23 protein-coding genes are annotated in these 26,088 nt (G+C 56.4%); 5 read left to right on the forward strand and 18 right to left on the reverse strand.

Annotated features, from left to right (window positions below; genetic code table 11):
* Positions 1-52 precede the first annotated feature (52 nt).
* The 3 genes from PAG01S_RS12135 to PAG01S_RS12145 all read right to left on the reverse strand — a co-directional run bounded on the left by PAG01S_RS12135 (position 53) and on the right by PAG01S_RS12145 (position 2,868).
* Entirely contained in the window at positions 53-1,066 is a 1,014-nt protein-coding gene (locus PAG01S_RS12135) for a TIGR04086 family membrane protein (protein WP_010257601.1), read from the reverse strand.
* Between the two features lie 204 nt (positions 1,067-1,270).
* Positions 1,271-2,251: a nickel/cobalt transporter gene (locus PAG01S_RS12140; protein ID WP_062758820.1), complete on the reverse strand. Its 981-nt coding sequence runs from the start codon at positions 2,249-2,251 to the stop codon at positions 1,271-1,273.
* Positions 2,242-2,868, reverse strand: coding sequence for a DUF1007 family protein (locus tag PAG01S_RS12145; protein WP_010257608.1), 627 nt, complete (start codon positions 2,866-2,868; stop codon positions 2,242-2,244). The genes PAG01S_RS12140 and PAG01S_RS12145 overlap by 10 nt, the downstream gene beginning before the upstream one ends.
* 155 nt (positions 2,869-3,023) lie before the next feature.
* Between PAG01S_RS12145 and csiE the strand changes: the two genes are divergently transcribed.
* The gene (gene csiE / locus PAG01S_RS12150) at positions 3,024-4,292 is read left to right on the forward strand and encodes a stationary phase inducible protein CsiE (protein ID WP_010671313.1); all 1,269 of its coding nucleotides are present in this window, start codon (positions 3,024-3,026) and stop codon (positions 4,290-4,292) included.
* On the opposite strand, the gene PAG01S_RS12155 is transcribed toward csiE, so the two are convergent.
* Together PAG01S_RS12155 and glyA are read right to left on the reverse strand one after the other, a co-directional pair.
* Positions 4,274-5,422 (reverse strand): 3-phenylpropionate MFS transporter, encoded by a 1,149-nt coding sequence (locus PAG01S_RS12155; RefSeq protein WP_033758649.1) that lies wholly within the window; start codon positions 5,420-5,422, stop codon positions 4,274-4,276. The two genes, csiE and PAG01S_RS12155, sit on opposite strands and share 19 nt — an antisense overlap.
* A 441-nt stretch (positions 5,423-5,863) precedes the next feature.
* The gene (glyA, locus tag PAG01S_RS12165; protein ID WP_010257616.1) at positions 5,864-7,117 is read right to left on the reverse strand and encodes a serine hydroxymethyltransferase; all 1,254 of its coding nucleotides are present in this window, start codon (positions 7,115-7,117) and stop codon (positions 5,864-5,866) included.
* Between the two features lie 327 nt (positions 7,118-7,444).
* On the opposite strand from glyA, the gene hmpA reads away from it, so the two are divergent.
* The gene (hmpA, locus tag PAG01S_RS12170) at positions 7,445-8,629 is read left to right on the forward strand and encodes an NO-inducible flavohemoprotein (RefSeq protein WP_062758823.1); all 1,185 of its coding nucleotides are present in this window, start codon (positions 7,445-7,447) and stop codon (positions 8,627-8,629) included.
* Between the two features lie 66 nt (positions 8,630-8,695).
* On the opposite strand, the gene glnB is transcribed toward hmpA, so the two are convergent.
* From glnB to purL, 5 genes are all read right to left on the reverse strand, one after another.
* Positions 8,696-9,034 (reverse strand): nitrogen regulatory protein P-II, encoded by a 339-nt coding sequence (glnB, locus tag PAG01S_RS12175; protein WP_003848647.1) that lies wholly within the window; start codon positions 9,032-9,034, stop codon positions 8,696-8,698.
* A 184-nt stretch (positions 9,035-9,218) separates the two neighbouring features.
* Entirely contained in the window at positions 9,219-10,553 is a 1,335-nt protein-coding gene (gene glrR, locus PAG01S_RS12180; protein ID WP_010257627.1) for a two-component system response regulator GlrR, read from the reverse strand.
* Complete coding sequence (gene qseG / locus PAG01S_RS12185; RefSeq protein WP_033758654.1) at positions 10,553-11,221, reverse strand: two-component system QseEF-associated lipoprotein QseG; 669 nt, start codon at positions 11,219-11,221, stop codon at positions 10,553-10,555. Before qseG ends, glrR begins: the two co-directional genes overlap by 1 nt.
* A gap of 3 nt (positions 11,222-11,224) precedes the next feature.
* Complete coding sequence (locus tag PAG01S_RS12190; protein ID WP_010257633.1) at positions 11,225-12,652, reverse strand: sensor histidine kinase; 1,428 nt, start codon at positions 12,650-12,652, stop codon at positions 11,225-11,227.
* Between the two features lie 579 nt (positions 12,653-13,231).
* On the reverse strand, positions 13,232-17,119 hold the full coding sequence (gene purL, locus PAG01S_RS12200) for a phosphoribosylformylglycinamidine synthase (RefSeq protein WP_062758827.1): 3,888 nt from the start codon (positions 17,117-17,119) through the stop codon (positions 13,232-13,234).
* Positions 17,120-17,386: 267 nt separating this feature from the next.
* Here purL and mltF point away from each other — a divergent pair, with 267 nt between their 5' ends.
* Positions 17,387-18,853, forward strand: coding sequence for a membrane-bound lytic murein transglycosylase MltF (gene mltF, locus PAG01S_RS12205; RefSeq protein ID WP_010257637.1), 1,467 nt, complete (start codon positions 17,387-17,389; stop codon positions 18,851-18,853).
* Here mltF and tadA read toward each other — a convergent pair.
* Positions 18,850-19,341, reverse strand: a complete 492-nt coding sequence (gene tadA, locus PAG01S_RS12210) for a tRNA adenosine(34) deaminase TadA (protein WP_010671307.1) — start codon at positions 19,339-19,341, stop codon at positions 18,850-18,852. The two genes, mltF and tadA, sit on opposite strands and share 4 nt — an antisense overlap.
* Before the next feature lie 63 nt (positions 19,342-19,404).
* The gene (gene yfhb, locus PAG01S_RS12215) at positions 19,405-20,043 is read right to left on the reverse strand and encodes a phosphatidylglycerophosphatase C (protein WP_010257641.1); all 639 of its coding nucleotides are present in this window, start codon (positions 20,041-20,043) and stop codon (positions 19,405-19,407) included.
* A 154-nt stretch (positions 20,044-20,197) separates the two neighbouring features.
* Between yfhb and PAG01S_RS12220 the strand changes: the two genes are divergently transcribed.
* Together PAG01S_RS12220 and PAG01S_RS12225 are read left to right on the forward strand one after the other, a co-directional pair.
* Positions 20,198-21,037, forward strand: coding sequence for a MurR/RpiR family transcriptional regulator (locus PAG01S_RS12220; protein ID WP_010257643.1), 840 nt, complete (start codon positions 20,198-20,200; stop codon positions 21,035-21,037).
* A 55-nt stretch (positions 21,038-21,092) separates the two neighbouring features.
* Positions 21,093-21,341 (forward strand): YfhL family 4Fe-4S dicluster ferredoxin, encoded by a 249-nt coding sequence (locus PAG01S_RS12225; protein ID WP_010671305.1) that lies wholly within the window; start codon positions 21,093-21,095, stop codon positions 21,339-21,341.
* On the opposite strand, the gene acpS is transcribed toward PAG01S_RS12225, so the two are convergent.
* The 6 genes from acpS to lepB form a co-directional block, all read right to left on the reverse strand.
* Entirely contained in the window at positions 21,338-21,718 is a 381-nt protein-coding gene (gene acpS / locus PAG01S_RS12230) for a holo-ACP synthase (protein ID WP_010257645.1), read from the reverse strand. The two genes, PAG01S_RS12225 and acpS, sit on opposite strands and share 4 nt — an antisense overlap.
* Complete coding sequence (gene pdxJ, locus PAG01S_RS12235; RefSeq protein ID WP_010257647.1) at positions 21,718-22,449, reverse strand: pyridoxine 5'-phosphate synthase; 732 nt, start codon at positions 22,447-22,449, stop codon at positions 21,718-21,720. The genes acpS and pdxJ overlap by 1 nt, the downstream gene beginning before the upstream one ends.
* 72 nt (positions 22,450-22,521) lie before the next feature.
* Positions 22,522-23,250, reverse strand: coding sequence for a DNA repair protein RecO (gene recO, locus PAG01S_RS12240; RefSeq protein WP_010257651.1), 729 nt, complete (start codon positions 23,248-23,250; stop codon positions 22,522-22,524).
* A gap of 4 nt (positions 23,251-23,254) precedes the next feature.
* Positions 23,255-24,160 carry a GTPase Era gene (gene era / locus PAG01S_RS12245; RefSeq protein ID WP_010257653.1) on the reverse strand — a complete coding sequence of 302 codons (906 nt, stop codon included), beginning with the start codon at positions 24,158-24,160 and terminating at the stop codon, positions 23,255-23,257.
* A gap of 141 nt (positions 24,161-24,301) precedes the next feature.
* On the reverse strand, positions 24,302-24,982 hold the full coding sequence (rnc, locus tag PAG01S_RS12250) for a ribonuclease III (RefSeq protein ID WP_062758828.1): 681 nt from the start codon (positions 24,980-24,982) through the stop codon (positions 24,302-24,304).
* Between the two features lie 131 nt (positions 24,983-25,113).
* Positions 25,114-26,088: a signal peptidase I gene (lepB, locus tag PAG01S_RS12255; RefSeq protein ID WP_010257658.1), complete on the reverse strand. Its 975-nt coding sequence runs from the start codon at positions 26,086-26,088 to the stop codon at positions 25,114-25,116.

A 26,088-nucleotide genomic window follows, 5' to 3' on the forward strand; every position in this document is an offset into this window, starting at 1 on the left:
GAAAAAGGCGGCTTCTCAGCCGCCTTTTTTATTGCCTGTTACTCAGTGATGATTAACGACGTTCGTGTGACAGCACCTGACGAGGCTGAGTACGACGACCTACCATACCCATCACGCCTGCCAGCACCGCTTCGATGATCAGCAGAATCAGGGCATACCAGCTCGCTTTCGCAGTCGCGGCAGCGGCTTTTTCACCGGCTTCACGCGCTTTCTGTTCAGCCTGCTGTTTCAGTTCCTGATACTTCTGAACGGCCTGCTGATAGCTCTGTTCAGTTTTGGCCACGATCTGATCCACTTCCTGATCGCTTTTGCCGGTGCGCGCTTTGATAATATTTTTCAGCGCATCACGATCGGCTGCCTGCAGGGTATCGGAATGACGATCCATCACCCCTTTTAACCAGTTAGCCAGATCAGTATCCGCTGTCTGTGGATGGTTTGCGGTGTTGTTAGCCTGGTTTTCAGCATTCTGCGCTTCTTTATTTGCATCCTGCTTTAAGTTCTCTGGCTGTAATTCCGGTTTCCCGGTCTGGCGTAAAGTCGTTTCCAGTTCGTTCTGCAGGTTATCTAAATTAATATTACTCTCCTGCAGTTTGTCTTTTGCCATTTGGGTAACGGATGGCGCAGCAGCGGAAATACCACTACCCAGCGCCTGGAAGCCTGAGCCCACAATATTCATCGCGCCGCCTAATACACTGGTCGCCAGCGCAATAGCCAGGTAAATAGTGAAAATTGTGCTAAGGCCAAACATCAGTAAACCGTGCAGTGCGCCTTCGCGCTGAGCCAGTCGGCCTGCAACATAACTACCTGCAGCCATCGCGACCAGCATTTCAATGGCAGTCCAGACCAGCGCGCCTGTGCCCAGGCCGTCGAGTGGATTCTGTTCTTTCATCGGATCAATGGTTGTTGCACCAATGGCGGTTCCCAGCAGCGTCAGAATAATGTGAACGATCAACGCACAAATGACACCGGCAAACACGGCGCTCCAGGAAATACGTTTTAACGGCAATCCAGCCGGCCCGGTCGCCAGCGTTTCGGTGTAGCCATTATTAATACGGGTATCAGCCATGAAATATACTCCTCGCAATAAACAGAAAGCGGTCTTGATCTTTTATCATCCCGACGGCGGAATGCCGTTTTGGTATTATCAGCGTAGACAGGGAATAGTCATTTCACCACTAAACCAGCCAGAGAAAAAAATAAAGAGATGAATTCAGAGATAATTAACGAAGAGAAGAGCGCAGCGGCAATTTTATTTCCGCTGCGCTTTTATTCAGAAAGGTCGAATTCCGCCACCCAGCGTCATCTGCGCTGACTGCCATAGCGCGATACCCGCTACGATTAAAATCAGACTGCCGGTTAAGGCCAGCGCGGGGATCAGCAGTCGCGTCATGCCTGCGGTAACGCCAGGCTGTGCCAGCCGTTGCGCCACCGTGCGCGCCTGCTGAACCAGCAGGCCAATCGCCGAAATGGTCAGTGCCGTGCCCAGCGCCATCACCGCAGCAGAGATAACCCCCCAGCCATAGACACCAATCACTTTGGCAAACAGCAGCATCATAATCGCGCCGGAACAGGGACGTAATCCCATCGACACCACCACCAGCAGCTGGGTTTTCACGCTGAGATTGCCGCTCATCTGCTGCGGTGTCGGAAGATGTGCGTGTCCGCATCCGCACTGATCGTCATGCTGATGGTGAGGTTTGAAGGTGCGAAATACCGGGGCCGGACGCGGACGCAATGTCCGCCACAGCGAACGCAGCGCCCGATAACCGATCATCACGCCCAGCCCGATCACCAACAGATAACTGCCCTTCTCCAGCCAGAAACTGCTGAGATGCAGCTGTCGCGATGACGTTTTCAGCAGCACCAGCATCACCGTCACCAGGGCAATCGCCACCGAACCCTGCAGCAGTGAGGCGAGCAGCGTCAGCCTGATACTGGTTTTCACTCTGGTGGGATGGGTCGCCAGAAAAGTCGCGATCACCACTTTGCCATGGCCCGGCCCCAGCGCGTGCAGTACGCCATATAGCAGGCTGAATATCACCAGCGAAATGCCTGCCTGGTGGGGCTGCTCCGCTACCTGCTGTAGCAGCTGAGTCATCTGCCGATGCAGATCTTTTTGCCACAGTACGCTCTGCATCAGAATCTGCGGCCAGTAGAGCCAGACCAGCAATGCGCTGCTCAGCAGCACGCCCGCCATCAGCCACAGCGGCCAGAGGCGGGAAGCCCGTAACGGTGGGGAGATTACTGACATGTCAGTATCACCGTCTGGGCAAACTGGCGGCCTAAATCCATCTCCTCTGCAGGCGCGTCGGCTTTATCCAGCGACAGCGCATACTGCTTAAGTGAATCATTGGGCTTTGGCGTGTTCAGCGCGAACTTGCAGCGCGCCTGCAGCGCCGTCGGCAGCGTTAACGCACCGGGATTGTCATAGAACATATCGACGAAATAGGTGGGATCAAAAGTCAGGATCTCAAAGCGCTGCCCGGTCAGCTTCGGGGGTTCCGCCAGCGGCAGAATAAATTCCAGCACCGCTTTATGGCCGTTACGTGACAGGTTGTATTCGGTTGGCAGATTCAAAAACTTTACCCGCTGTTGGTTGTGCCAGATTTCAGAAAAGTAGTGCTGGCCCAGCACGTTCGCCATCACGCCTGCCGCCAGCTTCTTCCACACCACGCTGCCTGGTTTCGCCTCGCCCGCGTCGTAAAGCAGATCGGCGGAGGTAATCTCATCCATGGTCCAGGTCATCTTTAATCCCGTAAAGGTGTCATCCTGCGCCACCAGTTCGGTTTTCATATCGATGAAGCTGTGAGGATGTGCCATTACAGCCGGACTTAATACCATCAAGAGGGCAAAGAGTGTGCGTTTCATAATGTTATAAAGTAACGTTCCCGATGAAAAGAATCTATAAGTAACAAAATTTTGTGACCCGCCTTAAACCTCCGGCAAATAAACCGCGTAAACCGCGCAGGCGCTGACGGGGTTGACTATTCTTAGCTCAAAATAGCCTGCTGGAAACCTGATTGATGAGTTCTGCTACCCCTTTGGCACCACTCTTCACCCGCTCACAGCGTCAGTGCCATCTTTTATTGCTGCTGTTTCTGCCGACACCCGTGCTTACGCTTGAAAAAGTCTGCCAGCTGAATGGCGTCGATCCTGCTGTTGCCCGACAGGATATCGCGGATGTGGGCCTTGAGATACAGCGATATCACCAGCTGGAATTGCATCAGATGGTGGATGGCAGCTTTCGTCTTCATGGCACAGAGTTGGATCGGCGCCTCTGTCTGCTGCACAACCTGCGACGCAGTTTGCGTTTATCGCAGGATTTCGTCTGCGACCATTTTGCAGCTCCCCTGCGTCAGCGCCTGAAGGTGATGAAGATTGAGAAGGCGCTGTGGGATGAGACCAATTTACAGGCGCTGATCCAGCACTGTAGCCTGCGTCTGAAGCGCGATTTCAGCGAACGCGACCGGCTTTTTCTGCAGATTTTCATGAAATATGGATTGTGCCAGCGCCAGCCGGTGCTGTTCAGTGAAGCGCAGTGTCACTGGCTGCAGCAGAAGGCTGAGCGGCAGGCTGCCGAGGATGTGATTCACCACTGGCGCAAACGCTGCCACCTTGCGCCGCCCGTCAGTGAAACCGACTTCTGGACACTGCTGTTCAGCCAGATACATACGCCTGTCGTGGATGCGATTGCCCATCCTGCTGAGCAGCAGTTAATGGCTGCGACCCAGCAGTTAATTAATGACTTTGAACGGTGTGCCGACATCACTTTTGCTGATCGCGACGAGCTGCTTAACCAGCTCTATCCTCATCTGGCACAGGCGCTGGATCGCACCCACTTCACTATCGGCATCGACAACAGCGTGGCGCTGGATGTCAGCCGCCTCTATCCCCGCCTGTTGCGCACCACTCAGCAGGCGCTGCAGGCGTTTGAGCAGCAATACGGGATTGCGTTCAGCCCGGAAGAGGTGAGCTTAATTACCGTTATTTTTGGTGCCTGGCTGATGCAGGAGAATGCGTTGCAGGAGAAGCAGGTGCTGATTCTGACGGGTGACGATACCGATCTGGAGCAGGATGTGGAGCAGCAGATCCGGGAGATCACGCTGCTGCCGATCAATATTACCTATCAGGACGTGAAACAGTTTCAGCGGGATGGCGCACCGCGGGATGTGGACATCATCATTTCGCCCTACCCCACCTCGCTGCCACTCTTCTCTCCGCCGCTGGTGCATGCGGAACTGCCGCTGACGTTACACCATCAGCAGCGGATTCGTTATTTACTGGAGTCGTAGCCGGGACGCAGAAATAGCGCGGGCAGCGCCACCAGTGCCATCACCCAGAACAGATGCCCCTGCAGATGAGCGAACAGCACGCCGCAGATCATGGTCATTATCGCAATGCCACCCCCCATCGCCAGCGCGGAATAGAGCGACTGCAGACGGATCACTTCCGCTCCCTGACGCGCCGCAATAAAACGCATCGCCGCCAGATGACAGACGGTGAAGCTGCCACAGTGGAGGATTTGCGCCACAATCAGCAGCGGCAGCGCGGTAGTAGCACCCATCAGGCTCCAGCGGATCAACGCACAAATGCCCGAAAGCAGCAGCAGATCGCGCGCGCTCCAGCGGCGGAACAACCGGTTGCTCAGGGCAAACACTACGATTTCGGCCACCACGCCCAGCGACCAGAGATAACCCACCGTGGAGGCGGAATAGCCACTCTCCTGCCACCAGATAGCACTGAAGCCGTAATAGGCGGCGTGCGCACCCTGCAGCAGCGTTACGCAGAGCATAAATCGCCATACCGCATTCTCACGCAGCAATGCACGCCACACCTGCCAGCCGCCGCCCGCCGCGCCCTGCCGTTCATTACCCTGTGGCTGGGTGGCGGGTGACAGCATCATGCCTGCCAGCATAGAGATGACGCCGACGGAAAGCAGCAGCAGAATGGCGTTTGAAGAGTAAGCACTGACCAGCACGCCGGTTAACGCTGAGCTGATCACAAAGGCCAGCGATCCCCACAGCCTGACCGGCCCATACGCCAGCCCTATCTGCTGTGTCCAGGTGGCGGCCAGCGCATCGCTAAGCGGGACCAGCGGCGAGAAAAAGAGGTTAAAGCCGATCATGACCGTCAGCAGCCACATCCACTGCTCACCCACCCAGAAACCGGCAGCGAACAGGCAGGTCATCAGCGCCAGCAGACGCAGCGCCGTAATCAACCGTGAAGGATTTTTGACCTGAGAAGCGATAAGCAGACTGCCGACAAAGCGTGCCACCATGCCACAGCCGAGCAGCAGGCCAATCTTTTCAGCATCAAGACCGGTGCCTTTCAGCCACACGCCCCAGAATGGCAGATAGATGCCGTAACAGAAGAAGTAAGTGAAGTAGCCCAATCCGAGCCATCTGGCGGAGCCGATTGCCATATTCCCTCCAGCAAGAGTGCTGCCTGGCAGCATGAGTGGGCGCTACTCTGGCAGAGCGCCGCAGGACAGGCAATAAAAAAGGATGGCTGATGCCATCCTTTCAGAACACTAACCAATCCAAATCAGAGCGCCTCTTGCCGCTACATCTGAATTTCACGCGCAGGAAACACGGTCAGAGGAGGAAAGCGTCCCGCGCCATGGACAAAAACGCCGGGAGCGTTTTTGAACAACGCAACACGTTGGCCCGGTTACGGGCGCACCTCAGGGATGAGGTGCGTAATCGCGCGGGCCGAGCGGCCAGGGATTGGCTTTAGCGACTTTCCGATCTGACCGTGTTTCCTGAGCAACTCCGGTATCACAGCTAACACGCACTCGTTTTTTAACAATAAAAAAGGATGGCTGATGCCATCCTTTGTATGCTGTCTCACAACAGGTTAACGATTAAGCGTAGACCGGCAGACGGCTGCAGATTTCCAGCACTTTCTTTTTGGTGCGCTCAATGGTCGCTTCGTCATTGACGTTATCCAGCACATCCGCGATCCAGCCAGCCAGCTCACGCACGTCCGCTTCGTTGAAGCCACGACGGGTAACAGCTGGTGTGCCGATACGGATACCAGAAGTCACAAACGGGCTTTTCGGATCGTTAGGCACGCTGTTTTTGTTAACCGTGATGTTGGCACGGCCCAATGCCGCATCCGCTTCTTTACCGGTCAGGTTTTTGCTCACCAGATCGATCAGGAACAGATGGTTATAGGTGCCGCCAGAAACGATGTCATAGCCACGCTCAATCAGCACCTCAACCATCGCTTTGGCATTTTTTGCCACCTGCTGCTGGTAGGTTTTGAATTCCGGCTCCATCGCCTCTTTGAACGCAACCGCTTTACCAGCGATAACGTGCATCAGAGGACCGCCCTGACCGCCAGGGAAGACAGCAGAGTTCAGTTTCTTATAGAAATCTTCGTCGCCGTTTTTCGCCAGAATGATACCACCGCGCGGACCCGCCAGCGTTTTGTGAGTGGTAGAGGTCACGATGTGCGCATGCGGGATCGGACTCGGGTAAACGTCTGCAGCAATCAGGCCGGCAACGTGTGCCATGTCCACAAACAGCCATGCACCTACGCTATCCGCGATTTCGCGCATTTTCGCCCAGTCGCAAACGCCGGAGTAAGCTGAGAATCCGCCAACGATCATTTTTGGCTTGTGGGTTTTCGCCAGTTCAGCCAGTTCGTCGTAGTCAATTTTACCGGTCTCATCGATACCGTAAGCCACGACGTTATAGAGTTTGCCCGACAGGTTAACCGGTGAGCCGTGAGTCAGATGCCCACCGTGCGCCAGGTTCATCCCCAGAATAGTATCGCCCGGCTGCAGCAGCGCGGTGTAAACCGCAAAGTTAGCCTGAGAACCTGAGTGTGGCTGCACGTTAGCGTAATCGGCACCAAACAGTTCTTTTGCGCGATCGATCGCCAGCTGCTCAACGATATCAACGTACTCACAGCCGCCGTAGTAGCGTTTGCCCGGATACCCTTCAGCGTATTTATTGGTGAGCTGAGAACCTTGTGCCTGCATAACACGCGGGCTGGTGTAGTTTTCAGAAGCAATCAGTTCAATGTGCTCTTCCTGACGCACTGTCTCCTGCTCCATCGCCTGCCACAACTCGGCATCGTAATCGGCAATGTTCATATCACGCTTTAACATCCGGATCTCCTGACTCAGCTAACTTTCTGACGGTATTTACCCCCCTTCAGGGGCGAAGGCCCACAGTGTAAACCGTTTTAAGAGGTGAAGGTAGGGTGAACCTCCTCTTTTTACGCAAACGATTGGCTGGCTACTGGCAGGGCTTTTTTACACCTTTTCACCCTGTTCAGACGCCACGATTTTTCTTCAGGATGTGACGGCGGCTTCTCAGGATGCACCAAAAAGTTGCCACTTTGACAACCGGGAAATTTATCGGGTTATTTACACCACAGGCGAGACGGCTATAAGATGCATTTAAAATACACCTTTAAATGAGAGGCCGTTTTTATGCTTGATGCACACACTATCGCCACGGTTAAATCGACCCTGCCTGCCATCGCCGCCTGTGGTCCTGCGCTTACCGCACACTTCTATGACCGTATGCTGTCGCACCATCCTGAACTCAAAAATGTTTTCAATATGAACAACCAGCGCAATGGCGATCAGCGTGAAGCGCTGTTCAACGCCATTTGCGCCTATGGCGCGAATCTGGAGAACCTGGCCGTGCTGCTGCCTGCGGTGGAAAAGATTGCACAGAAACATACCAGCCTGAATATTCAGCCTGCGCAATACGCCATCGTCGGTGAAAATCTGCTGGCAACCATTAAAGAGCTGCTGAATCCGGGTGAAGAGGCGCTGGCAGCCTGGGGCCGGGCCTATGGCGTACTGGCAGATGTGTTCATTAATCGCGAAGAGGAGATTTATCAGGCGACGGAGCAGCAAACCGGTGGCTGGCGCGGCACTCGTGCGTTTCGCATCAGTGCTGTTGAGCAGCAGAGCGAGGTGATTAAAAGCTTTACCTTCAGTCCGGTAGATGGCGGCCCGGTAGCGGCCTTTAAACCGGGTCAGTATCTGACGGTGCATCTGCAGCCCGCCAGTTTCGAACATCACCAGATTCGCCAGTACTCGCTTACTCACCTCAGTAATGGCAAAGATTACCGGATTGCGGTGAAACGTGAAGCGCAGGGCACCGTCTCCGGCTGGCTGCATCAGAATGGCAAAGTGGGTGATGAGCTGATGCTGGCCGCACCGCATGGCGACTTCTTACTTGAGGTCGATGCTGCAACCCCGGTGGCGCTGATTTCCGCGGGCGTGGGTCAGACGCCGATGCTGGCCATGCTGCATGCCCTGGCGGCCCGCCAGCACCGCGCGCCGGTCAGCTGGCTGCACGCAGCAGAGAACGGCAAACAGCATGCATTTGGCCCGGAAGTGATAGCAACGGGCGCTCAGCTCACCGATTTCGTCAGTCAGGTCTGGTATCGCGATCCCGCCGCTGAAGATGCCGGTCGCTATGACGCGCAGGGTCTGATGGATATCACCGCGATCTCCGCACGTCTCGCCTCACCCGACACCCACTTCTACCTCTGCGGTCCGCTGCCCTTTATGCAGCATGTGGTGGCGCAACTGCGTGATGCCAGCGTGGCAGATACACGCATTCATTACGAACTTTTTGGACCGCACAAAGGGATGTAATTGAGCAATAAAAAAAGCCCGCAGCGCGGGCTTCTTTATGCTGATAAAGAGCTGATAAAGAGATAATCAGATCGCCTCTTCATCCTCTTCGCCAGTTCGGATGCGCACCACGCGCGCCACGTCGAAGACAAAGATTTTACCGTCACCGATTTTGCCGGTCTGCGCAGTACGCATAATGGTCTCGACGCAGGTATCAACGATATCGTCGCCCACCACCATCTCGATTTTCACTTTAGGTAAAAAGTCGACCATATACTCTGCGCCGCGGTAAAGCTCGGTGTGCCCTTTCTGGCGGCCAAAACCTTTTACTTCACTCACGGTCATCCCGGTGATGCCGACTTCCGCTAAGGCTTCACGGACATCATCGAGTTTGAATGGTTTGATAATCGCATCAATCTTTTTCATGTCAGACCCTTTTTCACTCCCTCCATGGTCAGAGGGTTTATCAAGTATAAATGTTGCTGGCGCTGTCGGGCGGTAATATCCGGGATTCTTCAGGTTGCCGCAAGCGCTGCCAGATTATGCTGACCGCACCCATTCTGATTCGGGCCTGAGCAGGCAACCTGCCGGTATCACTCCGCAGCCTCCGCTACTCTTTGAAATCACTGGCATCCAGCTCATGACGAGACAGCAGCTTATAGAACTCCGTGCGGTTGCGTCCAGCCAGACGTGCGGCGTTGGTTACATTGCCTTTGGTCATCTGCAATAGCTTACGCAGATAGTTCAGCTCAAACTGATTGCGCGCCTCAGCAAAGGTCGGCAAAGCACTATTCTCACCGCTTAACGCCTGCTCCACCAGCGCATCGCTGATTACCGGCGATGAGCTCAGCGCCACACACTGCTCAATCACGTTAACCAGCTGACGCACATTGCCCGGCCAGCTGGCCGCCATCAACCGCTTCATCGCATCAACGGAAAAACTGCGGATCTGCGGTTTATGCCGTTCCGCCGCCTGACGCAACAGATGATTAGCCAGCAGCGGAATATCTTCAGTGCGCTGATGCAACGCCGGAATCTTCAGGTTCACCACATTAAGACGATAGAAGAGATCCTCGCGAAACTCCTTTTTCTCCATCGCCTTCGGCAGATCGCGATGCGTGGCTGAAATAATGCGCACGTCAATCTCAATATCATGATCGCTGCCCAGCGGCCTGACCTTACGCTCCTGCAACACCCGCAGCAACTTAACCTGTAGCGGTTGCGGCATATCGCCAATCTCATCCAGGAACAGCGTGCCACCACCTGCAGTTTTAAACAGACCGTCACGGGCACTGACTGCGCCGGTAAAGGCCCCTTTGGCATGCCCGAACAGCTCTGACTCCAGCAACTGCTCCGGCAGTGCGCCACAGTTAATGGCGACAAAGGGCTTGCCGTTTCGCGGGCTGGCGGCGTGAATCGCCTGTGCCAGCATCTCTTTACCGGTACCGCTCTGCCCGTTAATCAGCACGCTGACGTCCGACTGCGCCACCATATGTGCCTGCTCCAGCAGCCGTAACATCAGCGGGCTGCGGGTGACGATCGCTTCCCGCCAGCGGTCATCACTGACCGGCGCCTGCTGAGCCAGTGCTTCATCGATCGCTTTGTAAAGCGCATCTTTATCCACCGGCTTGGTCAGGAAGCTGAAGACGCCCTGCTGCGTGGCGGAAACTGCGTCCGGGATTGAGCCGTGTGCCGTCAGGATAATCACTGGCAGACCGGTGTGGCGTTTCTGGATCTCGCCAAACAGCGCCAGACCATCCATCTCATCCATCCGCAGATCGCTGATCACCAGCTCGATTTTTTCTTTCTGCAGCAGACGCAACGCTTCGGGTCCGCTGGCCGCGGTGGTGACCTGATAACCTTCGCTGCGAAGACGCATGCCCAGCAGCTTCAGCAGGCTGGGATCGTCATCCACCAGCAGCAGTTTTGCCGCTTGTCTGACCATTATTGCTCCTCATCCTGCGGCAGCGCAGTGCCGTGGCCGCTGTCAGACACATCCGGGGCTTTCCGCGATGAAAGCTGGCGCTCAATGTCAGTAAGCCGCTCCAGCTTATGCTGCGTGTCGCTGAGCTGCTGCTGTTGTTTAACCATCTGCTGGCGTATCGCCTCCAGCTGGGTATCGCTGCTCTGTTGCAGATGAACATAACGGGTGCGCGCTTCACTCAGGTCGAGCTGCGCGGCCTGATTACTGCGCCACAACTGGAGCAGCGGACGCACAGACTGCGGGAAATCGCTGCTGTAGCGATCCAGGGTTTCAACATAGCGACGACGCTCCACTGGCGTCACGTTGCCGTTCGACATCAGCACGCCCTGCTTGAAGGCGCGCGACCAGCTCTCAACCGGCCAGCGGTGAGCTTCGGCTCGGGCCTCGGCGGGGGAAAGGCGTTCAGCACAATCGATCGCCCGCATCCAGTAGAGGGGATTACTCAGTGCCGCACTATTCTCTATCGTCCACAGGTCACTGCAGCGGGTCGCCAGGTAATCAGCCACGCTGACCTCGGGTTCCGCTACCTGATGGCCTGACGGCAGGGATGAGGTGGCCGGGGAGGTCGTACATCCGCTGAGCAGCAGCGTGGTCAGTGTGCTCAACAGCAAAGCGGGTAAATATTTCATCAGTCAGACATTCCCGGCTGTGGTGTTCAGTTCAATTCGAAAACAGACGTCAGCCTGCTCGCAGGAGACCAGCGTCAGGTCGCCATGCATCCGGCGCAGGCAATCTTTGGCAATACTCAATCCCAGCCCGCTGCCTTTTACCGGCCCTTTGCGCTGCTGGCTACCCTGGAAAAAAGGTTCGAAAATCATTGCCTGCTCTTCCGGCGGGATCGGCGTGCCGCTGTTCGCGACATCAATCCAGACCCGATCGCCCTGCTGCTGACTGCGCAGCCAGATGGTACCGGATTCGCTGCCGTAGTTCACGGCGTTCGAATAGAGATTATCGATGACCCGCATCAGTAACATCGGTTCGGCAAGGCAGTGACTGACCTCCAGATCGACAACCGTCTGCATGAGTTTGGCGCGCGCCGAGAGTGCATGTGCATTCACCACCCCCTCCACAATTTCCGCCACGCTGACCGGTTCCAGCTGGATCGGGCCATCTGCCAGTTTACGGTTGTAATCAAGCAGCTGTTCAATCAGCCGCTGCAGATGACGGCTGCTGCCGTCGAGGATAGTGACCACCTCTTTTTGATCGGCGTTCAGCGACCCGGCTACCTCGTCCGCCAGCAGTTCGGTGCCTTCACGCAGGCTGGCCAGCGGCGTTTTCAGTTCGTGAGAAAGATGACGCAGGAATTCATGGCGCTGCGATTCCAGCCACTGAAGCCGTTCGCTGAGCCAGACGATGCGCTGTCCCAGCGAGCGTAACTCGCGCGGGCCGCGAAATGTCACGCTGTTACCCAGTTCCCGGCCTTCGCCAAGCCGGTTGATCATCCGCTCAATACGCTTGACCGGCCCGATAATCATGCCGGTAAACAGCGTCATCAACGCCAGACTGATGATAAACAGAATCAGCGCCTGCCAGCCAAAAAACTGGCCGCGATCGGCAATTTCGCGCTGCAGCTGAAGGCCGCGCGAAAACACCACTTCGCGCGTGTCCTGCACCATCTGCGCATTGGTGGCAGAAAAACGATCCAGCGCCTCTGCGGCAGGCGTAACCGGATTACCGTTATCGCACTTTAACGGTGTCAGCAGCGGCAACGTCGCCTGTAAAGTCTGGAATGCGGGCAGCTCGGGCAGGCTGGCGCTGTGCGAACTCAGCATCTGGCTGTAGCGGGTGTGCTGGGTCTGATAAAGGCGCGCCAGCGAGGCATCATCCAGCACGCAGTACTGGCGATAGCTGCGCTCCAGCTCAACCGCCGTTCGTGCCATCGCCTCACTTCTGCGAACATCGGTGAAGGTATTGCGGTTGGTATCCGCTGCCTGTTCGCTTAACGCAGAGAGACTTTCCCACGCCTGCCAGGCCAGCACCAGCAACGGCAGCAGCACCAGTACAAACGCCATCAGCACCAGCTGACGCAGAGAACGGGGAAATAAACGCCATTTTTTCACGCAGCCGCTTCCTTAAGATTTGCTGTCTGGATGCTAACGGACTCTGTCAGCGGAAGAAAGGTGTCGGCGGAAGAAAGGGGAACAAAAGAAAACGGCAGGCTCAATGGCCTGCCGCTGGCACGACGCATGATGCATCGCGTAAAAATGGGTGGAGCCTTACTCAACGTTACGTCCGGTGTTTGATAACGCAAGCGATTATCGGTCAGTTGGACGGCAGGCTCCGTTTGGTGCGTCATTCGGGCTTTATGAGCTCTTCTCCGCTAAGCGGGGCAATCATAAACAGGTGAATGAGCAGCTGCATGAGTATAGCAAGTTCCATGCCAGAAAATAAATCATTATATTTTTCAGCAGATTGAATAAGCTTACCGGACAACTGTTGCGCAAAATCTGATTACAGTAAGTGAAAACTGTCTCCGCTGAGCGACATGAAATCGCGCCGGAGAGGCGCCCATTAAAAATCAACGAGATAGATGTCGCCAAAAAGAGACAGTACGACATGCTCATTGTCGCCATTTGCCAACAGAGCCACAAAAAAGAGCAGGAGGCACACTGGCCTCCTGCTCTTTTCAGCGGATTAAATTAACCCAGCTGTCTGCGCGCATTGCGGAAAATACGCATCCACGGGCTGTCTTCGCCCCACTCTGCCGGATGCCAGGAGTTGCTGACGGTGCGGAACACCCGCTCCGGATGCGGCATCATGATAGTGACGCGACCACTTTCGTTGGTCACGGCAGTGATGCCGTTTGGTGAGCCATTCGGGTTAGCCGGATAGGTTTCTGTCACCTTGCCGAAGTTATCGACAAAGCGCAGTGCCACCAGCCCTTTCGACTCCAGCGCCGCCAGATGCGAAGCATCACGCACTTCAACAAAGCCTTCACCGTGCGAAACGGCGATGGGCATATGCGAACCGGCCATGCCGTCCAGCAACAGCGAGGGACTGGCGGCCACTTCTACCAGACTGAAGCGCGCTTCAAAGCGCTCAGACTGGTTACGCACAAAGCGCGGCCAGAGATCGCTGCCTGGGATCAGTTCACGCAGATTAGACATCATCTGGCAGCCGTTGCAGACGCCCAGCGCCAGGGTTTGCGGACGATGGAAGAAGGTTTCGAACTCGTCACGCACGCGCGGATTAAACAGAATCGATTTCGCCCAGCCCTCACCGGCACCCAGCACATCGCCGTAGGAGAAGCCGCCACAGGCGACCAGCGCCTGGAACTCTTCCAGACCGCGACTTCCGGCCAGCAGATCGCTCATATGAACGTCAATGGCGGTGAAACCTGCCCGATCAAAGGCGGCGGCCATCTCTACATGGGAGTTCACGCCCTGCTCACGCAGCACCGCGACCCTTGGACGTGCGCCAGTGGCGATCATCGGGGCAGCAACATCTTCCTGCGGATTAAATGTCAGATTAACGTTCAGGCCAGGATCGCTGTCGTTTTTCTTCGCTTCATGTTCCTGATCGGCACACGCCGGGTTGTCGCGCAGACGCTGCATCTGCCAGGTGGTTTCCGCCCACCAGGTACGCAACGTGTTGCGGCTTTCACTGTAGACCGCACTGTCACCAGAACGGATCACAAAGCGATCGCCCGGCTGCGCGCTGCCCAGCAGATGCGTCGAGTCGGCAAGGCCGTGATCCGCCAGGATCTGCTCAACCACGGCGCGATCGGCGGCGTTGATCTGAATCACCGCGCCCAGCTCCTCGGTAAACAGGGAGGCCAGCGCATCGTTACCAAGCGAGGCGATGTCAACGTCGATGCCGCAGTGACCGGCAAACGCCATCTCGGCCAGCGTCACCAGCAGACCACCGTCGGAACGATCGTGGTAAGCCAGCAGTTTCTGCTCAGCCACCAGCGCCTGGATGGCATTGAAGAAGCCCGCCAGCTGAGCGGCATCGCGCACGTCGGCAGGTTTGTCGCCAAGCTGACGGTAAACCTGCGACAGCGCGGTTGCGCCCAGCGTATTCGCGCCGTTGCCCAGATCGATCAGCAGCAGCAGGTTATCCTGATCGGCCTGCAGCTGTGGCGTGACGGTGCGACGGACATCTTCGACGCGGGCAAAAGCGGTAATCACCAGCGACAGCGGTGAGGTCATTTCGCGCTGTTCGCTGCCTTCCTGCCAGCGTGTTTTCATCGACATCGAATCTTTACCGACCGGGATGGTGATCCCCAGCGCCGGGCAAAGCTCTTCGCCGACCGCTTTCACCGCCGCATATAAACCGGCATCTTCACCCGGATGACCGGCTGCGGACATCCAGTTTGCGGAAAGCTTCACACGCTTCAGCGAACCAATATGGGTAGCCGCCAGGTTGGTCAGTGCTTCACCGACGGCCAGACGACCCGATGCCGCGAAGTCCAGCAGCGCAACCGGTGAACGTTCGCCCAGGGCAAACGCTTCGCCGTGATAGCTGTCGAGGCTGGCGGTTGTCACTGCACAGTTGGCAACCGGGATCTGCCACGGTCCCACCATCTGGTCGCGCGCAACCATGCCGGTCACGCTGCGGTCACCGATGGTGATCAGGAAGGTTTTTTCCGCCACGGCAGGCAGATGCAGCACGCGATTCACCGCATCGACCAGCGTAATGCCGTCACGCTGCAGGGCAGTACCCTGTGTCTGCTGCGTCACCACATCCCGCGTCATCTTCGGCGTTTTGCCCAGCAGGACATCAAGTGGCATATCGATCGGCTTGTTACCGAAATGACTATCTTCCAGGCTCAGGTGCAGCTCTTCGGTGGCTTCACCAATGACCGCGAACGGTGCGCGTTCGCGCTGGCAAATTGCCTCAAACTGCGCCAGCTGATCGGGTGCCACTGCCATCACATAACGTTCCTGTGATTCGTTACACCAGACCTCCAGCGGACTCATGCCTGGCTCATCACTCAGGATGTCACGCAGGTTAAACCGGCCGCCACGACCGCCATCGCTGACCAGCTCCGGCATCGCATTGGAGAGGCCGCCAGCGCCCACGTCGTGGATAAACAGAATCGGGTTCTCATCACCCAGTTGCCAGCAGCGGTCGATCACTTCCTGACAACGGCGCTCCATCTCCGGGTTATCACGCTGTACCGAGGCAAAGTCGAGATCGGCATCAGACTGACCCGAGGCCATCGATGACGCCGCGCCGCCGCCCAGGCCGATGTTCATTGCCGGACCGCCCAGCACCACCAGCTTCGCGCCTACGGTGATTTCACCTTTCTGCACGTGATCGGCACGGATATTCCCGATGCCGCCCGCCAGCATAATCGGCTTATGGTAGCCACGCAGTTCAGTGCCGTTGTGGCTGGTGACCTGCTCTTCATAGGTACGGAAGTAACCATTCAGAGCCGGACGACCAAATTCATTGTTAAATGCAGCGCCGCCCAGCGGGCCATCGGTCATGATTTCCAGCGCGCTGACGATGCGGGCCGGTTTGCCGAAGTCCTCTTCCCACGGCTGTTCAAAGCCTGGGATACGCAGGTTCGATACGGAAAAACCGACGAGGCCCGCTTTTGGCTTCGAACCCCTTCCGGTTGCGCCTTCATCACGGATCTCACCACCGGAACCGGTCGCAGCACCAGGCCACGGCGAGATGGCCGTTGGATGGTTATGGGTTTCCACCTTCATCAGGATGTGTGCGGCTTCCTGATGCCAGCGGTATTCGCTCTCTCCGGCGTCAGCAAAGAAGCGGCCAACCTCTGAGCCTTCCATCACGGCGGCGTTATCTTTGTAAGCAGAGAGCACGTAGTCCGGCGTCTGCTCCATGGTGTTTTTGATCATCTTAAACAGCGACTTTGGCTGTTTCTCGCCGTCGATAATCCAGTCGGCGTTGAAGATCTTGTGACGACAGTGCTCAGAGTTCGCCTGCGCAAACATGTAGAGTTCAATGTCGTTGGGATTGCGGCCCAGTGCGGTAAACGCCGCCACCAGATAGTCGATTTCATCGTCGGCCAGCGCCAGACCCAGTGAGATATTCGCCTGAACCAGCGCCTGACGGCCCTCACCCAGCAGATCGACACTTTTCACCGGCTGTGGCGTGTGATGCGCGAACAGCTGTTCAGCCTGCGCCAGATCGCCGAAGACCGTTTCCATCATCCGATCGTGCAGCAGTGTGCCCAGCGTTTGCCACTGCGCTTCCGTCAGTTGTGGGGCATGCACATAAAAGGCCAGGCCGCGCTCCAGGCGACGTACCTGCGGCAGGCCGCAGTTGTGGGCAATGTCCGTGGCTTTGGATGACCAGGGCGAAATGGTGCCGGGACGAGGCGTCACCAGCAGCAGACGCCCCTGTGGGGCATGTTCAGCGAGAGAGGGACCATATTTCAGCAGGCGCTGCAGACGGCTCTGTTCGTCAGCGCTTAAGGGCGTGCTGACATCAGCAAAATGGATGTACTCAGCGTAAATATCACTCACCGGCAGATGAGCGTCCTGAAAGCGGGTCAGCAGTTTGTTTACACGAAATGCCGACAGGGCGGGCGAACCACGCAGAATTTCCATTAATAAATCTCTCGTCAGGGCGCCGGGCGACGCTTCATTGGGCGCAACAGGGAAAACGGGGCGTATTATAGAGAAAGCGACCTCGCGACGAAACCGTTTGCGCACAATTTTTGGCGACCCGGATTTGCCTGAATTTTGCGCAAAAGCTGCTATAAAAGTTGCTCAGCGTGATTTTGTTGCGCAAAATGCCCCTCGCTCTGGGAGTTCAAAGAAGACAAATACTGCCTTTAAAAGACAGAGGCCTTAGAGCCAGCGAGAGATAACTATTTGAAACGCCTAAAATTTAATTATCTGTTTATCGGTCTGGTTGCCGTGCTGTTAGCGTTAGCGCTATGGCCATCCATTCCCTGGTATGGGGGTGGGCAGGACCAGATTTCACAGATTAAATCACGGGGAGTACTGCGTGTCAGTACCATCAATTCTCCGTTGACTTACTACACAGTGAACCAATCTCCGGCCGGTATGGATTATGAGCTGGCAAAACGCTTCGCCGATTATCTGGGCGTCAAACTCAAGGTGACTGTACGTCCCAACCTGAGCGATCTGTTTGACGATTTAGATGATGGCAAAGCCGATTTGCTGGCCGCGGGTCTGAACTACAACAGCGAACGCCTGACCCGCTATCAGACCGGGCCAGGCTACTACAACGTTTCGCAGCAGCTGGTCTATCGCGTGGATAAGCCGCGCCCTAAAAACCTCGGTGACTTAAAGGGGCGGCTGACTGTTGCGTCAGGATCGGCGTATCTGTCAACGCTGAAGAGCGCGCGGTCAAATCAGTACCCCGATCTGGACTGGGCGATCTCCACCGATCAAAGTCCTAAAGCCCTGCTCGAAGCGGTGGCAGACGGCAAGCTCGACTATACGATTGGCGACTCCGTGACCATCGCTCTGCTGCAGCGCATCTATCCGCAGTTGGCGGTGGCGTTTGACGTCACTGATGAAGAGCCGGTCACCTGGTATGTGCGGCACAGCGATGACGACAGCCTGAATGCCGCGATGCTCGACTTCTTTAACGGTATGGGTGAAGAAGGGGCGATGGCGCGGCTGGAGGAGAAATATCTCGGCCACGTCGGCACCTTTGATTATGTCGATACCCGCACTTTCCTGCGCGCCATCGACAACACGCTGCCTGACATCAAACCGCTGTTTGAGAAGTACGCCACCAGCATTGACTGGCGACTGCTGGCGGCGATTTCCTATCAGGAGTCGCACTGGAACCCGCAGGCCACCTCCCCTACCGGCGTGCGCGGCATGATGATGCTGACCCGTAACACCGCTGAGAGCCTGGACGTGGGTGACCGGACCGATCCCGAACAGAGCATTCGCGGCGGCAGTCAGTATTTGCAGGATATGATGGCGAAGGTGCCGCAGACCATCCCGGAAGATGAGCGCATCTGGTTTGCGCTGGCGGCCTATAACATGGGCTATGCCCATATGCTGGATGTCCGTAAACTCACTGCCCGCCAGGGAGGTAATCCGGATAGCTGGGCGGATGTGAAGCTGCGTCTGCCCATGCTGAGTCAGAAGCGTTACTACACCCAGACGGCTTATGGCTATGCCCGTGGGCATGAAGCCTATAACTATGTGGAGAACATCCGCAAATATCAGTTAAGCCTGGTGGGTTATCTGCAGGAGCAGGAAAAACGCCTGGCGCAGCAGGCTGAAGCACAAGAAGCACAGGCCGAACTGGCCAAAGGCTATCCGGCGGTCGAACCGAAGATCGCCATGAATTAATCCTGGCGTTGCGCCTGCCGCAGCGCTTTTTTCTGCTCGCGACGCATACGGAAGAAGTCGCTCAGCATAGCGGCACACTCTTCAGCCAGCACGCCGCTCTGTAATTCAACCTGATGATTCATGCCGGGGTGTCCCAGCACATCGAGCAGCGATCCTGCCGCCCCACTTTTGATGTCGTGCGCACCGTAGACCAGCCGGCTGATGCGGCTGTGAACCATAGCGCCGGCGCACATCACGCACGGCTCCAGCGTCACGTAGAGCGTGGTGTCCAGCAGACGATAATTTTCCAGTACTTTACCGCCCTGCCGCAACGCCATAATCTCCGCATGCGCCGTCGGATCGTGCTGGCCGATGGGCCGGTTCCAGCCTTCACCGATCACCCGGTCATTCTGAACCAGCACCGCACCCACCGGCACTTCGCCCTGCTCCCACGCCCGGCGCGCCAGGTCAAGCGCATGGCGCATCCAGTATTCATCTTGTTGTTTCATGCTGACCACTCCGGGCGACAGAAAAGCGGCGCATTATAGCGGTCTCACCGATCCTTTAGAAACTTATTCCAGCTGTTGCAGCTCACCTGCGGGTGTTACGCGCCAGCGATGCTGACAGAAAAACAGCAGCGGGTTGTCCTGTTTGCTGTCGCTATAGCCGCTGTAGAGCTGTAGCGGCGTGCCGATTTTCTCTTCAAGCTGTGCCACTTTCTCATGGCCGAGGCAGCGCATTGCCAGTACCCGCCCGCCCCAGCCGCGCTGCATCTGACTGGCAATCAGCTTCACGCGTGGCAGAAACGCGGAGTCGTAATAGACCTGCTCCACCAGAGACTGTGGCGATCCGGTGATGAGCCAGACGTCAGCATCATCACTGCCGAGATAATCGGTCAGGCGCTGCTGAACCACCGGAAAGGCTTTGACGCGCAGGCGAAACCACTGCGCAAATTCGGCTTCGAGTTGCAGCAGCGTCCGCTCAGAACGGCCAAAAGTAATAGACCAGAGCAGCAGGCTCATGGGCCAGCGTGCCGCCCGGCCTTTAAACAGCAAGCCGATACCCACTACCGGCAATAACGGCACCACCAGCAGCAGATTAAGCGGGCGGCGACGCAGCAGATAGCGCATAAAAGTGCCGAACATGTCCTGCTGGTGCAAAGTGCCATCCAGGTCAAAAAATACGACGCGACGTTGTGTTCCCCTGGTCAAACAACTCTCCTTCAGGCTGATTCTGGAATGATAAAGAGTAGTGTAGCCATCATCAGGCGCTACGGCGATGACTGTCATTTTTAATTCCGATGACTACAATGCCTGATGAATAGTTTATTCTTCACAGATTATCCCTGAATTACGAGGATTGGGCATGAGTTCATTGCTGCGCATTCGCCAGCTTTATCCACGTCTGGCATTGAACGAGCGTCGGCTGGCTGATTTTTTACTGTCGCAACCCGATCGGGCGCGCCACCTGAGTTCGCAAAAGCTGGCGGAAGAGTCTGGCGTCAGCCAGTCGAGCGTGGTGAAGTTTGCTCAGAAACTGGGATACAAAGGCTTTCCGGCGCTTAAGCTGGCTCTGAGTGAGTCACTGGCGGACAAAGATGCCATTACCGTGCATAACCATATCCTCAGCGACGATCCCCTTAAAATGGTGGGTGAGAAGCTGCTGACGGAGAAACTCTCGGCGATCCGCGCCACGCTGGATATCAACAGTGAAGAGAAGCTCAACGATGTGTTGCAGCTGCTGAAAAATGCCCGGCGTATTTTACTGGTAGGCATCGGCGCTTCGGGTCTGGTGGCAAAGGACTTCTCCTGGAAGCTGATGAAGATTGGCATCAATGCGGTGGCGGAGCAGGATATGCACGCCCTGCTGGCCAGCGTGCAGGCGATGGGGCCAGGCGATGTGCTGCTCGCCATCTCTTACACCGGTGAACGACGGGAGATCAATCTGGCCGCGCAGGAGGCGGTTCAGGTGGGCGCCGATGTGGTGGCCTTTACCGGTTTTACGCCGAATACGCTGCAGCAGAGCGCCAGTTACTGTCTCTATACGGTGGCGGAAGAGCAGAGTACCCGCAGCGCGGCCATCTCCTCGACCACGGCGCAGCTGGCCCTGACCGATCTGCTGTTTATGGCACTGGTGCAAAACGATCCGGAACGCGCGTCCAGTCATATTCGCCACAGCGAAGCGCTGGTGAAAAAGCTGGTCTGATCAGCGGCAGCGCGTATAATACCCGCGCTTTTTCTGTTGTTATCAGGTGGGTAAAATGGCGCTGTTGATTACGTCCAGATGCATTAACTGCGATATGTGTGAACCGGAGTGCCCGAACCAGGCCATTTCACTGGGCGATGCGATCTATGAGATTGATGTCAGCCGCTGCACGGAATGCGTCGGGCATTATGAGACGCCAACCTGTCAGCAGGTATGCCCCATCGACAACACCATCATCATTGACCCACAGCACACCGAATCACGTGATGCGCTGTGGGAGAAGTTCGTGCTGCTGCACGGCTAGCTTTCAATGATCACCGTGGCGCAGGCGTAGTGACGCTCATCGGCCAGCGTCACGTGAACGTGTTTAACGCCCAGCCTCTCTGCCACTTCAGCGGCATGCTGAAAGAAGCGTAATCCCGGTTTTCCCAGCGCATCGTTGTAAACTTCAAACTGATTAAACGCCAGACCACCGCGAATGCCGGTGCCAAAGGCTTTTGCCGCCGCCTCTTTTACCGCAAAGCGTTTAGAGAGAAAGCGCACCGGCTGTTTGTGCGCCTGATATTGCTGCCATTCGGCTTCGCTCAGCACCCGCCGCGCCAGCCGGTCGCCGGAGCGTTCAATCACCCCGGCGATACGTTCAATCTCAACGATGTCCGTACCCAGTCCCAGAATAGCCATCAGCGACGGGCTTCACGCAGCAGCTGCTTCATCTCTTTGACCGCATCCGGCAGACCACTCATCACCGCACGACCAATAATCGCATGGCCGATATTCAGCTCATGCATTTCCGGCAGCGCCGCAATCGGCAGCACGTTGTGATAGGTCAGACCGTGACCGGCATTGACCTTCAGTCCCAGGCTGGCGGCAAAGGTCGCGGCGTGACGGATACGCGCCAGCTCAGCGTCACGCGCCAGTCCCTCTGGTGCTTCGGCGTAAGCGCCGGTATGGATTTCGATGTAAGGCGCGCCGCTGGCCACGGCCGCTTCAATCTGACGGTGATCGGCATCGATAAACAGCGAAACCAGAATGCCTGCGTCACTCAGCAGTCGTACGGCCGCGTTCATCTTCTCCTGCTGCCCCGCCACATCCAGCCCGCCTTCAGTGGTCACTTCCTGACGCTTTTCCGGCACCAGACAGCAGAAATGGGGCTGGATATCACAGGCGATGCCGATCATCTCATCGGTGACCGCCATCTCCAGATTCATCCGCGTCTGGATGGTGTCACGCAGGATACGCACGTCGCGATCAGTGATGTGACGGCGATCTTCGCGCAGGTGCACAGTAATACCGTCTGCGCCCGCCTGCTCGGCGATAAACGCCGCCTGCACCGGATCGGGATAGTTTGTCCCACGGGCGTTACGCACCGTAGCAATGTGATCGATATTGACGCCTAACAGCAACTCAGCCATGACCATCCTCACTTCTTTTTCATCGTGATGTTGAGTGTACCGCGCAAAGTTAAACAGGCGGTACGACCCGCGCTATTCTTCTGCCTGTTCAGGCTTTTTCTTCGGGATAAACTGGCGGAACAGCTCCTGACTCTTCAGCGGCTTGCCACCAAGATAGGGCTTCAGGGCGATGCGGGTAAACCGCTTCGCGGCGCGCAGAGTGTCGGCATCGGGAAACTCTCGCTCGCACAGGGCGCGCAATTCGCGGCCGGTAAAGCTGCGCTGATTGACCACCAGGCTGGCAATAAAGCCGCGCTCTTCGCGGTAGCTGTACGTCATGTTGTCGCTGACCGGCTCGCCGCTGCCGGCGCAGTGCAGGAAATCGACGCCATAACCCAGGTGACCGAGCAGCGCCAGTTCAAAACGTCGCAGTGCCGGTTCGGGCTTGCCGTGCGTTGAGGCTAATGCCTGAAGGCAGTTGAGATAGTCGAAGAAGAGTTCTGAGAAGGGGAATTCCTGCTGCAATACGCGAGAGACCAGCTCATTGACATAGAGACCGCAGTAGAGCGTGATGCCGCTGAGCGGTAAGGCCAGCGACACCGCTTCGGCATTGCGCAGGGTTTTGACTTCCCCGCGCCCGCTCCAGCGAACCAGCAGCGGGGTAAAAGGCTGTAACGCCCCCTTCAGCTGCGAGCGCCGCGAACGTGCGCCCTTGGCCAGAACCCGCACCCGCCCTTCACTTTCGCTGAACAGGTCGAGCAGCAGACTGGTTTCGCTGAAGGGGCGACTATGCAGCACAAAGGCGCGTTGCCAGCCTTCCATTGAATCAGAGATCGTCTGTATAACCCAGGCTGCGCAGCGCACGTTCGTCATCTGCCCAGCCGGATTTCACTTTCACCCACAGTTCGAGATGCACTTTCGCTTCGAACATCTCTTCCATGTCTCTGCGCGCTTCTGTTCCGATGACTTTGATTTTGGCACCTTTGTTGCCAATCACCATCTTCTTCTGCCCTTCGCGCTCAACCAGAATCAGACCGTGAATGTCGTAACCGCCACGTTCGTTGGTGACGAAGCGCTCGATCTCAACCGTAACGGAGTAAGGCAGTTCAGCACCCAGGAAGCGCATCAGTTTTTCACGGATCATCTCTGACGCCATGAAACGCTGTGAGCGGTCGGTGATGTAATCTTCCGGGAAGTGATGATCGGCCTGCGGCAGATGCTTGCGGGTAATCGCCGCAATGGTATCGACGTTTTTGCCGCTCTCAGCAGAAATAGGCACGATATCGAGGAAGTTCATCTGCTGGCTCAGGAACTGCAGATGCGGCAGCAGAATGCTTTTATCCTGGATGTTATCGACCTTATTGATCGCCAGCACCACCGGCACTTTATTGTCGCGCAGTTTGCCCAATACCATCTCATCATCGGGCGTCCAGCGGGTGCCTTCAACCACGAAGATCACCAGTTCTACGTCGCCAATGGAACTGCTGGCTGCGCGGTTCATCAGACGGTTAATAGCGCGCTTCTCTTCCATGTGCAGACCCGGGGTATCGACGTAGATCGCCTGATATTCGCCTTCGGTATGAATGCCCATGATGCGGTGGCGCGTGGTTTGCGGCTTACGCGAGGTGATCGACACCTTCTGCCCCAGCAACTGGTTCAGTAAGGTGGATTTACCGACGTTTGGTCGGCCAACAATCGCGACAAAGCCGCAATAAGTAACGTTTTCGCTCATTCGAGTCCTGAATTGTTCAGCGCCTGATGCGGCGCCGAAAGAGTGCTATTTGAGTCATGTGTCATTCAGCGTCTTCTGACGCCGGGATAGAGTGTCAGGTTAATGGTCAGTGCCGGTTCCGGCACTGTCATCCCGACAGATCTATTCAAGACCTAATTTTATCAGTGCCTGTTCAGCCGCTGCCTGCTCAGCTTTACGACGGCTGGAGCCGACGCCGACAACCGGCTCGGCCATGCCACTCACCTGACAGTGAATGGTGAATTCCTGATCGTGGGCTTCGCCACGTACCTGTACCACCAGATAACTTGGCAGCGGCAGATGACGTCCCTGCAGATACTCCTGCAGGCGCGTTTTCGGATCTTTTTGTTTGTCGCCAGGACTGATTTCGTCGAGGCGGGTCTGATACCAGTCGAGGATCAGCTGCTCTACCCGCTCAATACAGCTGTCGAGGAAGATACCGCCAATCAGCGCTTCCACCGTATCCGCCAGGATCGATTCACGACGGAAACCGCCGCTTTTCAGCTCACCGGGTCCCAGGCGCAGGCACTCGCCAAGATCAAATTCGCGAGCCATTTCAGCCAGCGTGTTGCCCCGTACCAGCGTGGCGCGCATGCGGCTCATGTCACCTTCATCAACCCGCGGGAAGCGGTGATAAAGGGCATTAGCAATCACATAGCTAAGAATAGAATCGCCAAGAAATTCCAGGCGTTCGTTGTGCTTACTGCTGGCGCTGCGGTGAGTCAGGGCCTGCTGTAACAGTTCCGAATGAGTAAAAGTGTAGCCCAGTTTGCGCTGAAGCTTGTTAATCAGGATGGGGTTCATGCGATTCCAGTTCTTTGTTGCGTCTGTGACTCTGCATACCAAACGGGGCTGGTAATCCAACACGTTCCGTTTGGTGTGCAGTGGCCTCCCTGAGGAGGCCACCCGATTTGCCTGTTAATCAGACAATAATGTTAGTGGATACCACCGATGCGACTGAATCGCACGCCGGTTGGCCACTGGCCTTCTTGTTTCTCAAAGCTCATCCAGATAGCGACCGCTTTACCGACCAGATTACGCTCCGGGACAAAGCCCCAGTAGCGGCTGTCGGCGCTGTTATCACGGTTGTCGCCCATCATGAAGTATTGCCCTTTCGGCACGACCCAGCTCGCCTGCGGCTGACCCGGCTGCTGATAATACATGCCTGCCTGACTCTGCGCTTCGTTTACCAGCAGAATGTCATGCGTCACGTTACCGATTGTCTCTTTGCGGGTTCCCAGGCGCAAACCACCGCGCAGGGTATCGCCCTGCGGCACCTGATAAAAACCGTTGCCGGTTTCGTTGCCATCAAAGCCGCTAAAGGTCTGAACAAAGTTGCTTGGCTCAACGTCGGTGTAAGTTACCGCTAACGCTGTGTCGCAGGCTTTATCATCGGAGCAGGTCGGTTTCACCGTCAGCGTTTTGCTGTAAGGATCATAAATGACTTTGTCGCCCGGCAGGCCGATCACGCGCTTAATGTAATCCAGGCTCGGATCTTTCGGGTATTTAAATACCGCGATATCGCCGCGCTTCGGCTGACCGGTTGGGATCAGCGTCGTCTGGGTGATCGGATCCTTGATGCCGTAAGCAAACTTCTCCACCAGGATAAAGTCACCAATCAACAGCGTCGGCATCATCGAGCCAGAGGGAATCTGAAATGGTTCGTAGATAAACGAACGCACGATGAAAACCACAGCCAGCACCGGGAACACGGATGCGGTCGTTTCAACCCAGCCTGGCTTTGCAGCGACCTTCGCCAGCGTTTTGCTGTCGAGCGCGTTACCGGTCTGGGCCTGAGCCTCAGCCTGTTTCGCGCGACGCGCGGGTGCCCATTTAAAACGATCAATTACCCATACGATGCCAGTAATCAGCGTCGCTATCGCCAGAATCAGGGCGAACATATTAGCCAT

This window comes from Pantoea agglomerans NBRC 102470 (genome assembly GCF_001598475.1).
Taxonomy (GTDB): domain Bacteria; phylum Pseudomonadota; class Gammaproteobacteria; order Enterobacterales; family Enterobacteriaceae; genus Pantoea; species Pantoea agglomerans.

Excerpts from the sequence above, each read along its gene's own strand:
- acpS (WP_010257645.1), bottom strand. The coding sequence starts at position 21,718 with ATGGCTATTCTGGGACTGGGTACGGACATCGTTGAGATTGAACGTATC.
- pdxJ (WP_010257647.1), bottom strand. The coding sequence starts at position 22,449 with ATGGCTGAGTTGCTGTTAGGCGTCAATATCGATCACATTGCTACGGTG.
- era (WP_010257653.1), bottom strand. The coding sequence starts at position 24,160 with ATGAGCGAAAACGTTACTTATTGCGGCTTTGTCGCGATTGTTGGCCGA.
- glrR (WP_010257627.1), bottom strand. The coding sequence starts at position 10,553 with ATGGTCAGACAAGCGGCAAAACTGCTGCTGGTGGATGACGATCCCAGC.
- tadA (WP_010671307.1), bottom strand. The coding sequence starts at position 19,341 with ATGAAACAACAAGATGAATACTGGATGCGCCATGCGCTTGACCTGGCG.
- purL (WP_062758827.1), bottom strand. The coding sequence starts at position 17,119 with ATGGAAATTCTGCGTGGTTCGCCCGCCCTGTCGGCATTTCGTGTAAAC.
- PAG01S_RS12135 (WP_010257601.1), bottom strand. The coding sequence starts at position 1,066 with ATGGCTGATACCCGTATTAATAATGGCTACACCGAAACGCTGGCGACC.
- recO (WP_010257651.1), bottom strand. The coding sequence starts at position 23,250 with ATGGAAGGCTGGCAACGCGCCTTTGTGCTGCATAGTCGCCCCTTCAGC.
- PAG01S_RS12225 (WP_010671305.1), top strand. The coding sequence starts at position 21,093 with ATGGCGCTGTTGATTACGTCCAGATGCATTAACTGCGATATGTGTGAA.
- glnB (WP_003848647.1), bottom strand. The coding sequence starts at position 9,034 with ATGAAAAAGATTGATGCGATTATCAAACCATTCAAACTCGATGATGTC.
- glyA (WP_010257616.1), bottom strand. The coding sequence starts at position 7,117 with ATGTTAAAGCGTGATATGAACATTGCCGATTACGATGCCGAGTTGTGG.
- lepB (WP_010257658.1), bottom strand. The coding sequence starts at position 26,088 with ATGGCTAATATGTTCGCCCTGATTCTGGCGATAGCGACGCTGATTACT.
- rnc (WP_062758828.1), bottom strand. The coding sequence starts at position 24,982 with ATGAACCCCATCCTGATTAACAAGCTTCAGCGCAAACTGGGCTACACT.
- qseG (WP_033758654.1), bottom strand. The coding sequence starts at position 11,221 with ATGAAATATTTACCCGCTTTGCTGTTGAGCACACTGACCACGCTGCTG.
- PAG01S_RS12140 (WP_062758820.1), bottom strand. The coding sequence starts at position 2,251 with ATGTCAGTAATCTCCCCACCGTTACGGGCTTCCCGCCTCTGGCCGCTG.
- PAG01S_RS12155 (WP_033758649.1), bottom strand. The coding sequence starts at position 5,422 with ATGGCAATCGGCTCCGCCAGATGGCTCGGATTGGGCTACTTCACTTAC.
- csiE (WP_010671313.1), top strand. The coding sequence starts at position 3,024 with ATGAGTTCTGCTACCCCTTTGGCACCACTCTTCACCCGCTCACAGCGT.
- PAG01S_RS12145 (WP_010257608.1), bottom strand. The coding sequence starts at position 2,868 with ATGAAACGCACACTCTTTGCCCTCTTGATGGTATTAAGTCCGGCTGTA.
- PAG01S_RS12220 (WP_010257643.1), top strand. The coding sequence starts at position 20,198 with ATGAGTTCATTGCTGCGCATTCGCCAGCTTTATCCACGTCTGGCATTG.
- hmpA (WP_062758823.1), top strand. The coding sequence starts at position 7,445 with ATGCTTGATGCACACACTATCGCCACGGTTAAATCGACCCTGCCTGCC.